Genomic DNA, 12,214 nt, shown 5'->3' on the forward strand with positions numbered 1-12,214 from the left:
CTTAAAAATTAAGCTTTTCCAGCAGCAATTAAGTTTAAAGCAGAACCCGCAACGAACCAGCCGATCTGACCTGCGTTGTATGTATGGTTTGCCAGGATAATATCTTTAGTACCATCTGCGTGAAGAAACTCTAATGTCAATGGTTTTCCCGGAGCGAACTCTGTTAAATCAGTAAAATTAATAGTGTCATTCTCCTGAATTTTATCATAATCTGCTTCGTTAGCAAAAGTCAACCCTAAAAGACCTTGTTTTTTAAGGTTTGTTTCGTGAATACGAGCGAAAGATTTCACTAATACCGCTTTAACTCCTAAGAAACGTGGTTCCATCGCAGCATGCTCACGAGATGAACCTTCACCATAATTATGATCTCCCACAACAATAGAAGGAACTCCAGCCGCTTTATAAGCACGTGCTACAGCAGGAACTGCATCGTAATCACCAGTTAATTGGTTTTTAACTGAGTTTGTTTTTTGGTTGAATGCATTTACAGCACCAATCAACATATTGTTAGAAATATTATCTAAGTGTCCACGGAAACGCAACCATGGTCCAGCCATAGAAATGTGATCGGTAGTACATTTTCCGAATGCTTTGATTAATAATTTAGCACCAGTAATGTTTTTACCATCCCAAGGGTCAAAAGGAGCTAATAATTGCAAACGATCAGATGTTGGACTAACAACTACCTGAACACCTGAACCATCTTCAGCAGGAACTTGAAAACCTGGATCTTTAACATCAAATCCTTTTGGAGGCAATTCATCTCCTGTTGGAGCTTCAAGCATTACTTCTTCTCCATCTTCATTGATTAAAGTATCCGTTAAAGGATTAAAACCTAAATCACCAGCAATAGCCATAGCAGTCACCAATTCCGGAGAACCAACAAAAGCTAAAGTATTTGGGTTACCATCCGCACGTTTTGAGAAATTACGGTTGAAAGAGTGAACAATAGTGTTTCTTTCTTCCTTCTCTGCCCCATCTCTGTCCCACATACCAATACAAGGTCCGCAGGCATTTGCAAAAACAGTCGCACCAATTTTTTCGAAAGTATCGATGAATCCGTCTCTTTCAATTGTATAACGAACAACTTCAGAACCTGGAGTAATGGTGAATTGAGATTTAGTTTTTAAGTTTTTAGCACTTACTTGTCTTGCTAAAGAAGCTGCACGAGAAATATCTTCGTAAGAAGAGTTTGTGCAAGAACCAATTAAACCAACCTGAATTTGCAATGGCCAGTTATTTTTAATTGCTTCTTCTTTCATTTTAGAAATAGGAGTAGCCAAATCCGGAGTAAAAGGACCATTTAGGTGTGGTTCTAATTCAGACAAATTGATTTCGATAACCTGATCAAAATATTGTTCAGGATTATCATAAACTTCAGCATCTCCAGTTAAGTAAGAAGCCACTTTATCTGCAGCATCAGCAACATCAGCTCTGTTTGTAGAACGCAAATAACGACTCATAGAATCATCATAACCAAAAGTTGAAGTTGTAGCTCCAATTTCAGCACCCATGTTACAAATAGTACCTTTTCCTGTACAAGACATAGAAGTTGCGCCTTCACCAAAATATTCAACAATAGCACCAGTTCCACCTTTTACAGTAAGGATACCGGCAACTTTAAGGATAACATCTTTAGGAGCAGTCCATCCTGATAATTTACCAGTTAATTTCACTCCAATTAATTTAGGAAATTTTAATTCCCAAGCCATGCCTGACATAACGTCAACGGCATCAGCTCCACCAACACCAATAGCGACCATTCCTAAACCACCTGCATTTACAGTGTGAGAATCGGTACCAATCATCATTCCGCCCGGGAACGCATAATTTTCAAGTACTACCTGGTGAATAATTCCAGCTCCTGGCTTCCAGAAACCAATTCCGTATTTATTAGAAACTGACGATAAGAAATCGAAAACTTCATTGCTTTGTGTTTTTGCTCTGGCTAAATCGGTTGCCGCATCTACTTTTGCCTGAATAAGGTGATCACAGTGTACTGTTGTAGGAACTGCTACCTTAGGTTTTCCAGCGTGCATAAATTGCAATAATGCCATCTGAGCCGTTGCATCCTGACATGCCACGCGATCCGGTGCAAAATCAACATAATCAACACCTCTTCCAAACGCCTTCGTCGGATTTCCATCCCAAAGGTGATTGTACAAAATTTTCTCCGTTAAGGTAAGTGGACGACCTACAATCTCGCGTGCTTTGTCAACACGACCAGGCATGTTCTCATACACTTTTTTAATCATTTCAATATCAAAAGCCATAAGTATAATTGTTTTTTGTTTTTTTATTTTGAACAGGACAAGATACAAAAAATAGAGTAGCCATAAAAGAAAAAGCCCGAGAATAACTCGGGCTTTTGCATATAATTAACTAATCTTATGACTACATAACTAATAATTTATGAGACGGTGCAAATCTGGTCAAATTGATACCATCTACTGCAGCTGTATACTCCTCTAAAGTAGGAGTTCTTCCAAGAATTGTAGACAATACTACAACTGGTGTAGAAGAAAGCAACGACTCTCCTTTTTTACCTTCAGTATCCTCAACAACTCTTCCCTGGAAAAGACGCGTTGAAGTTGCCATTACAGTATCTCCTTTTGCGGCTTTTTCCTGATTACCCATACAAAGGTTACATCCTGGACGTTCTAAATACAACATTTTCTCATATTCTGTACGTGCAGCACCTTTAGGTGCATTGTCATCAAATTCGAAACCTGAGTATTTCTGTAAAACTTCCCAGTCACCTTCAGCCTTTAACTCATCTACAATGTTATAGGTTGGCGGTGCCACTACAAGTGGCGCTTTAAACTCAACCTTACCATGTAGATTTTCTATATTTTTAAGCATCTGGGCAAGGATTTTCATATCTCCTTTATGAACCATACAAGAACCGATAAATCCAAGATCTACTTTTTTGTCTCCTCCGTAAAAAGATAAAGGTCTGATAGTATCGTGCGTATATCTTTTAGAAACATCAACATTATTTACATCCGGATCAGCAATCATTGGCTCGATAATTTGATCAAGATCAACCACAACCTCAGCGTAATATTTAGCATTTGAGTCTGGAGTCAAGGCCGGTTTCTCTGCCGATTTAATCTCGGTAATTCTCTTATCTGCTTTATTAATCAATCCCTGAAGAACTTGTTTATGATTGTCCATTCCTTTGTCAATCATAATCTGAATTCTGCCCTTTGCAATCTCTAATGATTCAATTAAAGTATCATCTTCAGAAATACAAATCGAAGCTTTTGCTTTCATTTCTGCAGTCCAGTCTGTAAAAGTAAAAGCCTGGTCAGCAGTAAGAGTTCCTAGATGAACCTCAATAATTCTACCCTGGAAAACGTTTTCTCCACCAAATTTTTTAAGCATTTGTGATTGAGTGGCATGAACGACATCACGGAAATCCATGTAACCCTTCATTTCTCCAACAAAAGTCACTTTTACTGATTCCGGAATTGGCATTGAAGCTTCTCCAGTCGCAAGTGCAAGAGCAACAGTTCCTGAGTCAGCACCAAAAGCAACACCTTTAGACATTCTTGTATGAGAGTCACCACCAATAATGATCGCCCACTCGTCTATTGTAATATCATTTAAAACTTTGTGAATTACGTCAGTCATTGCATGATATTCACCTTTCGGGTCACGAGCAGTGATTAATCCGAAATCGTTCATGAATTTCATCAATTTTGGAATATTTGCCTGAGCTTTTTTATCCCATACAGAAGCAGTATGACAACCAGATTGGTAGGCACCGTCAACGATTGGCGAAATAATTGTAGCCGCCATAGATTCTAATTCCTGAGCAGTCATAAGACCAGTCGTATCTTGTGAACCTACAATATTTACTTCTACACGAACATCAGATCCAGCGTGTAATACTTTACCCGGAGCAATTCCAACAGCGTTTTTATTAAAAATTTTCTCTACTGCTGTAAGACCTTGTCCTTCAATAGAAATCTCTTTTGATGGAGCAAATACAAGAGGAGCTTCGATATCTAAAACTTTAGCTGCAAATGTTTGAAGTTTTTTACCAAATACAATTGCATATGATCCGCCAGCTTTTATGAATTCCATTTTTTGAGGCGTGAATGCCTTAGAAATGTCAATCAGCTCTTGGTCGCCGTTATAAAGTTTCTTTGTTTTTGTGTTTATAGTAAGTACAGTTCCGGTAGCAACAGAATAGGCTTCTTCCAGAATTGGCTCGTTATTTTCATTACGAATAACATTACCATCGGCATCAAGTTTTTTAACCCAGTTTTTAAGATCCAAACCAATACCACCTGTAACATCTACAGTTGTTAGGAAAATTGGCGAAATACCATTTGTTCCCGCAACGATTGGAGCAATATTAATAAAAGGAACATAAGGACTTGCTTTTTTACCTGTCCAAAGTGCCACGTTGTTAACACCTGACATTCTTGACGAGCCTACACCCATCGTACCTTTTTCAGCAATCAACATAACGCTAGCGTCAGGATGTTTTGCTTGTAATGCCTGTATTTCTTCTTGTGCCTCAGGAGTAATCATACATTTACCATGAAGTTCACGGTCAGAACGTGAGTGTGCCTGATTACCCGGAGACAATAAATCTGTAGAAATATCACCTTCTCCAGCAATAAAAGCCACTACCTTAATTTCTTCAACTACTTCTGGCAATGCTGTAAAAAATTCTGCTTTGGCATAACTTTCAAGAATTTCTCTAGCGATTGCGTTATCGTTTTTAAATGCCTCTTTTAAACGGTCAGTGTCTGCCTCATAAAGGTAAACTTGCGTTTTAAGAACATCTGCTGCTTGTTTTGCAATAGCAGTATTATTACCAAGCGCCAAGTCAAGCAACACTTCGATAGAAGGCCCACCTTTCATATGTGATAATAATTCAAAAGCAAAAGCAGGTGTTATTTCTTTAACCTCGAATTGACCAAGAATGATTTCTTTTAAAAATTTAGCTTTAAGACCAGCAGCACTAGTAGTTCCTGGTACCACATTATAAATAAAGAAGTTAAGAGAATCCTCTCTGTACTCGTTATTCAAATCTTTAATTTGCGCAATGATGTCACTTAATAATTCTGCACCATCGATTGGCTTTGGGTGAAGCCCTTGTGTTTTTCTTTCTCCAATTTCTTGGATGTAATCCTTATAAATGTTCATAATGGAGGTATTTTCTAGGTATTTTTATTTTTTTGTTCGCAAATTTAGCTATTAAAGCCGAGAATTAAAAAAAATATAATAGAAGTCGCCTTTTCAAAAATTATTATTGTTAAAAAACGATTTTGACCGTCTGTTTTTGCTAAAACATCAATTTTATATTAAAATAATAAATTATTGGTATTTTAAAATCTTTTCTTTAACAAAGTCGAAATTTGTTGTTATAAACGAAGTGAGATTTTACCTCGTTTTTCACGAAGAATCTTTCTAAATAAGAATTTACAACGTTATAGTTGTGTTTTTTCCTTCTTTTAAAACTAAAATCTAAAGAATAGAAGTATCAGAAAAATGACTTCAAAAAAATGAAACAAAAAATCTTGTATTTCAAAATTTCCATTAACTTTGCAATTCAAAGTACTTTTAAATAAATATAACTATGAGACACAAATTAGAAATTTTAAAACAGTATACTCAAAAAAAAGGAGTATCAATTAGTCTGCTTGTAACTGGTTTTAGCACTACCTTACTTATCATTTCTCTTATTGGAATAAAATTAAAATACAGCGATTTTGAATCATTAGCCATAATTAGCCTACTAATTGAATTCGCATACGGAATTATCCTCTCTTCTTTGATTTTAAAAAGCAAAGAAGAATATATTCATTTACTTCCATTTATTATACTGAATTGGTTTATTGGATGTTTTTGCTTAAATACTTTTATTCCTGTTTTTCAGGATCTGCCTGTATGGGTTTATTTGACAACCTTCACATTTTGCATTTCTAATTTTTTCATTTATAAAAACTCAGAAGAAGATTTTAATAACTTAGTCTTCTTCTTTATAAATGGTGCTTCTTTTGGAATAATTTTATACTTTGCCTTTTATCTTATTCCGTTTACCCCCCTTTCAATTGTTGGAATTTTGGCCTTAGGAATGGGTTTTTACGGTTTGGTTCCTGCAATAGTTTTAATCGTCCACACGCTGAGTATTCTAAGGTATTTACAAAGAAATCGATTGTATTTCTTTTCATTCAGTGCCGGAATTTCGACTGTATTTATTGGTTTGTTACTTTTTATAATAGGCTTAACGATCGAAAGCAGAAAAATTGCCGATACCGTTATAATTAAATCTTTTAATAATAATGATGATTTACCGGCTTACATTTCAGTTTCTCAAAATTTAGAACCAAATTTTTTTAATGAAATACTTTTAAAGAAAGACATTGTTTATATGGCACCTGATGATTTCTTTAGCTTTAGGGGCTTTAATTCATTTGGAGGAAAACAATTCAACCAAAGAAAAATAAACAATCCTTTTATAAGTATCGCCTATTTATTTTGTGAAGATCCAGGGTTGAGCAATGATGACAAGATTAACATTCTGAGATCAAATTTCGACAAGAGATTAGAAACTGAGGAACAACTTTGGAATGGTGAAGATTTATTTACCAAAAACATTAAGGAAGATGTCAAAATATATCCAGATTCTCGTTTAGCCTATACCGAAATTACCATGAATATCGCCTGCGAAAAAAAATCATGGGGAGATGAGGAAGCTATTTATTCTTTTCAACTACCAGAAGGATCCGTTGCTACTTCGCTTTCTCTTTGGGTGAACGGTCTTGAGCGAAAAGGTGTTTTAACAACTAAAGAAAAAGCGAAAAAAGCCTACAAGCAGATTGTTGGAGTAGAATACCGTGATCCGTCATTAATGCAATGGAAAGAAGGAAACAAAGTTGTAGTAAGAGTTTTTCCAATAAACAACAAAACACCAAGAACCTTTAAATGTGGTTTTACAACTCCTTTAAAAGTGGAAGATAACGAAATGAACTATCAGAGTCTTTCTATAAAAGGACCAAATATTTCAAAAGCTCAAACAATTTCAAGAATACAGATTGTTGGAAATACAAAAATTGAAACTAGTAAAAATTTTGATCTTAAAAGTGGTTTTTATACAAATGAATCAGAGGGTCTTGACAATTGGCACGCGACTATGCCATTAAACAAAATACATTCTAATTCATTTACATGGAAAAATAAAGTTTATGAAGTCAAAGACATTCAGAAAACAATAATTCCTTTTACTCCTTCTGAAATTATCCTGGATTTAAATAACAATTGGACAAATAAACAAATAGAATCGTTTGTAAACCTAAAGCAAAAAAATATTTATGCTTTTATAAACGGTCGAAAAACAGCTATTACTAATGAAAATTTCAAAGCAATCTTATTGGATTTTGAAGACTTTCATTATTCTTTACTACCTCTTTACAAACTTAGCCAAAACAGTTTAATCATTACAAAATCAGGAACATTTTCGGCAAATTTTGAAGATATAGAAGATTCAAATTATTTAAAAAAAATAAAAAACGGAACAAAACAAAGAAATATAAAAGTCATTAACATTGGCGCAGACATCAATCCGTTTTGGCAAACCGTTAAAGAACAAAAATATGTCGATTACTTTCAGACCAGTTTCAAAAATAGTCTAAAAATGATTGAGAAACATCAGTTTGTTCAATTCAAAACAGATACAAACGCTGTAAATATAGAATCCGCACAAGTCACGATATTAGAAAATCCAAAAAGCAATCTTTCAAAAAGTAATGGCACGAATCATATTTACAGAATGTTTGCATTTGGAAAAGTTTTAGAGGAGCAGGTAAAAATTCAGGCTGATACTTTAGCCAATAATCAATATGTTGACTTAGCGAAAGATGCAAATATTGTTACGCCCATTTCGTCTCTAATCGTTCTCGAAACCGACAATGATTATAAAAAGAATGGTATTGAGAAAAATGTAGACACATTAGGAAATGCTTCAATAAATAATGACGGTGCAGTACCTGAGCCGCATGAATGGTTATTGATTATTATCGGAATTTCAACACTTTATTTCTACCACAGAAAAAACAAAAAACAGACTGTTTAAGATGAATTATGTATTGCAATATAAAAAAACAATTGGCATCCTTATTGCCTGCTGTCTTCTAATTACAAATTATAATATTGTATTATTAGGACTTGATAGCAATTTATTCGGAATTATATTTTCAATCGCATTGTTTTTTATTGGGGGTAGAAAAACGAGTTTAAATCTAAACTACCCCCTCTTTGCGATGATTTTTATTTTGGAGTTTATAAGTTTTCGGCTGTATACTAAATCTGTCCATTTTTTAGCTTTAGCGTTATTCATTTGTCTGTTATATTACAATATAACAAAGAAATTCTCCTTTATTGCTTTCATTTGCATCCTATTATTCTCTTCTCTTTTTAATACTTTTTTTGAATATCTAACCACCGAAATAAAACAATCTCTTTGTTATTATGTATATCTGACTTTAAAAAATTTCATCCCAATTAATAAAATAGAAGGTGTCAATTTTTATATAAACAATGCTAAAATCACTATTGATACCGCTTGCATGGGTTTATCCATGTTTAAAACTGGATTGCTCTCAGGATCTCTTTTGTTGACATTAGAAGAAAAGAAACAACAGAAGTACTTCAGCATTTTACAAATTTTTCTCTTTAGCTGTGTTTTGATTGCATTAAATATTATTTCAAATTATTTCAGAATCATTACTTTGATTTTATTTAATTGTACAGATGAAAATGCATTACATCACAGTATTGGAATACTCTGTTTTCTATTTTACCAAATACTACCTATGCTATTTATAGTCCGATTTTTTAAACCAAAAGAAGAAGAAATTAAAAGAAACAAAAGCCATTATCCAATATTTTTTATCTTCATTGGTAGCTTGGTATTAGTGATAACAAGTGTCGAAATCAAAAAAGAACAACCTTATAATTTACTTGAAAATCTAAGCACTGAATATCCCATTAAAAAAGGCGTTTGGATAAACAAAGAAGTCTTTAAAATTATAACCTCTAAAAAACTTATTTATATTAAAACTCCGGCACACAATCCGTTGATTTGTTGGACAGGCACTGGTTACAAAATCATTGAATCACAAAAAGTAAAAAAAGGAAACAACATAATTTGGCGTGTAAAAATGGAGAAAGACAATACTCAATATTATTCGTATTGGTGGTATGAATGCAACAGAAAGAAATATACTTCCCTAATAGAGGTTCTTTTAATAAAACTATCTTTTAACAAACCGGTGCGACTAATTAACGAAACCAGCAAAATTCAATACTAAAAAAAAGGCCTGGCAAATATTTAATTTGTCAGGCTTTTTTATAAACTTTTATATAGTACTACAACAACTTCTGAATAATAATGTCTTCTGTTATTCCTTCAGCATCTGCTTTATAGTTTTTAATAATTCTGTGTCGTAAAATTCCACTTGCAACAGCCTTTACATCTTCAATATCTGGTGAAAATTTACCATGGAAAGCTGCGTGTGCTTTTGCTGCCAAAATCAAATTCTGAGAAGCCCTAGGTCCAGCACCCCAGTCCAAATAATTTTTCACAAAATCATTAGACAAAGCATTATCCGGACGCGTTTTACTAACTAAAGTCACAGCATATTCAATAACATTGTCAGCCACAGGAATCCTGCGAATTAAATGTTGGAAATCAATAATTTCCTGTGCAGTAAATAATGGATTGATAGTCGTTTTAACATCTGATGTCGTACGTTTTACAACCTGAACTTCTTCTTCAAAAGTTGGATATTCTAATTTTATGGCAAACATAAAACGGTCTAATTGTGCTTCCGGTAACGGATAAGTCCCTTCCTGCTCAATTGGGTTTTGAGTCGCCAATACGAAATACGGTAAATCTAATTTATAGTTTTGACCAGCAATAGTTACGGAACGCTCCTGCATTGCTTCAAGTAAAGCAGCTTGTGTTTTTGGCGGTGTTCTGTTAATCTCATCTGCCAAAATAATATTAGAAAAAATCGGCCCTTTAATGAATTTAAACTGCCTGTTTTCATCAAGAATCTCACTTCCTAAAATATCTGAAGGCATTAAATCCGGAGTAAATTGAATTCTCTTAAAATCTAATCCTAAAGCTTGTGATAACGTATTTATCATTAAAGTTTTTGCCAAACCCGGCACCCCTATTAAAAGAGCGTGTCCTCCTGAAAATATACACAGTAAAATTTGATCTACAACTGCATCCTGGCCTACAATGATTTTTGCTATTTCTGATTTTAATTCGTTTCTCTTTTGAACTAAATTATGAATTGCTGCTACGTCAGACATTTAAGTATGTTTTTAAATTGAAAAAGAGTTAGCTCTATGAATTCATAAAACTAACTCTTTTTATTTATTTAATAAAAATTATTTTTTCAACCAGTTGTTTGCAAAAGCACAATCTCTGTATTCTCCAATAATTTTAATATAAGTATCTTTAATCTTTGTATCAAACCATTTTCCAATTGCTTCAATCTGTTTTTCTTTCAATGCTAAATCTTTAATTTTTGTATAATCTTTAGCATAATCAGCAACGTGTTCATCAATTCTGTTGGTAACAGTAATTAATTTATACGTTTTTTTCCCTTTATCATCTGTACTTAAAAGTGGTTGTGAAATTTCAGTATCTTTTAAATTTGAAACCTGATTGTATAATGTTGGATCCATTTTAGTCAATTCAAAACGGGTGTCCTGCGTATTAGGATTTATAAGGATTCCTCCATTTGCTCTTGTTTCTTTTTCATCAGACTCAGTTCTGGCAGCATCAGCAAAAGTGATTTCTTTAGATTCTATCTTTTTTCTAATGTTGGTAATTCTTTCTTTTGCTTCCTTTAACGCATCTTCAGAAACAGTTGGTGAAATTAAAATATGTCGCAACTCTACTTCCTGACCTTTAATTTTATCAATCATGATAATATGATATCCAAAATTTGTCTTAAAAGGCTCCGAAATTTCACCTTCCTGCAAACTAAATGCTACATCCTTAAATTCTTTTACAAAAGGTGTTTTTCTGGTCATTTTATAATACCCACCGTTTGATGAAGATCCGGGATCTTGCGAATATAAAACTGCTTTTGTAGCAAAACTTGATCCCTCAAGAACATCTTTTCTAATAGCATTTAATCTATCAATTACTTTTTGTTCATCTTCTTTTGAAACTTTTGGCTCAACCACAATCTGTGCTACTTCCATCTCTGCTCCAAAAGTTGGCAAATCCTCTTTTGGTATTTTTTTAAAGAAATTACGAACCTCTTCAGGCGTAATTTGTACACCATCAACAATTTTATCTCTCATTTCTGAAGATAATTTTTGCTCTTTTAAGATATCTGCAAAATAAGTTTTAAACTCCTCAACAGAACTTTTTTTATAGTATTCAACTACTTTATTAATATCACCAACTTGTTTTACCATATAGTTTAGTCGGTCTTCCATCATTCCCCTTACTTCTGCATCACTAACAATGATACTGTCCTGAATGGCCTGGTGTGCATATAGTTTATCTTCTAAAAGCTTACCTAGCATCTGACATCTTGTAATATCTTTTACATTTCCACCTTGAGCTGTAATCTCTAAAAATCCTTTATCAATATCTGAATCTAAAACAATATAATCTCCAACAGTAGCAATAATACCGTCAACTTTTAGCTTCTGTCCAGTAGGAACTTCGACTGGTTTTTGAGCCACAACATCTGGAATAATTTCCTGAGCTGAAACAATTGAGCTGAAAAAAAGTAAAAAACACATTGTTACTACAAGTTTGTAATCAATTGTTTTTAGCTGTAATTTTTTTAATAACATTATTTTAAATTTAATTTGAATGTAAAGATCTTGCCTTCGTACTTCTTTCTTAATAGTAAAAATCACTAAATAATTAAGATCTAGTTCTTTTTAACTTATAACGAACAAAAATAACAATTCAATCACATAATACAACTATCAGCCATACTATTAACAAAAAATTATATGGCTCACATTTCAATTTCACAAATAGAACTGATTTATCGATAATTATTCATTAAAAAGTGGACCAAATCCTGTTTCCCTTTTTTTAGGAATTACTTTATTGAAAAATACAGACAAAAACGTGAACAGCTAAAAAAAGAGTCTTTTTTTACTTAAAAAGTTTCTATTTATAAAGTAACGACTTCTAAATTATAGA

6 protein-coding genes are annotated in these 12,214 nt (G+C 33.4%); 2 read left to right on the forward strand and 4 right to left on the reverse strand.

Features of this window, described 5'->3' with window-relative positions:
- Positions 1-8: 8 nt before the first annotated feature.
- Both B0A65_RS17305 and B0A65_RS17310 read right to left on the reverse strand, forming a co-directional pair.
- Positions 9-2,273 (reverse strand): aconitate hydratase, encoded by a 2,265-nt coding sequence (locus B0A65_RS17305; RefSeq protein ID WP_074659998.1) that lies wholly within the window; start codon positions 2,271-2,273, stop codon positions 9-11.
- A 121-nt stretch (positions 2,274-2,394) separates the two neighbouring features.
- The gene (locus B0A65_RS17310) at positions 2,395-5,166 is read right to left on the reverse strand and encodes a bifunctional aconitate hydratase 2/2-methylisocitrate dehydratase (RefSeq protein ID WP_074659952.1); all 2,772 of its coding nucleotides are present in this window, start codon (positions 5,164-5,166) and stop codon (positions 2,395-2,397) included.
- Between the two features lie 433 nt (positions 5,167-5,599).
- Between B0A65_RS17310 and B0A65_RS17315 the strand changes: the two genes are divergently transcribed.
- Entirely contained in the window at positions 5,600-8,095 is a 2,496-nt protein-coding gene (locus tag B0A65_RS17315; RefSeq protein WP_074659951.1) for an XrtN system VIT domain-containing protein, read from the forward strand.
- Position 8,096: 1 nt separating this feature from the next.
- Positions 8,097-9,332 (forward strand): exosortase N, encoded by a 1,236-nt coding sequence (gene xrtN / locus B0A65_RS17320; protein ID WP_074659950.1) that lies wholly within the window; start codon positions 8,097-8,099, stop codon positions 9,330-9,332.
- 58 nt (positions 9,333-9,390) lie between these two features.
- On the opposite strand, the gene B0A65_RS17325 is transcribed toward xrtN, so the two are convergent.
- Both B0A65_RS17325 and B0A65_RS17330 read right to left on the reverse strand, forming a co-directional pair.
- Positions 9,391-10,344 (reverse strand): AAA family ATPase, encoded by a 954-nt coding sequence (locus B0A65_RS17325; protein ID WP_074659949.1) that lies wholly within the window; start codon positions 10,342-10,344, stop codon positions 9,391-9,393.
- 78 nt (positions 10,345-10,422) lie between these two features.
- On the reverse strand, positions 10,423-11,853 hold the full coding sequence (locus B0A65_RS17330) for a peptidylprolyl isomerase (protein WP_074659948.1): 1,431 nt from the start codon (positions 11,851-11,853) through the stop codon (positions 10,423-10,425).
- Positions 11,854-12,214 lie beyond the last annotated feature (361 nt).

It is taken from the genome of Flavobacterium frigidimaris (assembly GCF_002217275.1).
GTDB lineage: Bacteria > Bacteroidota > Bacteroidia > Flavobacteriales > Flavobacteriaceae > Flavobacterium > Flavobacterium aquidurense.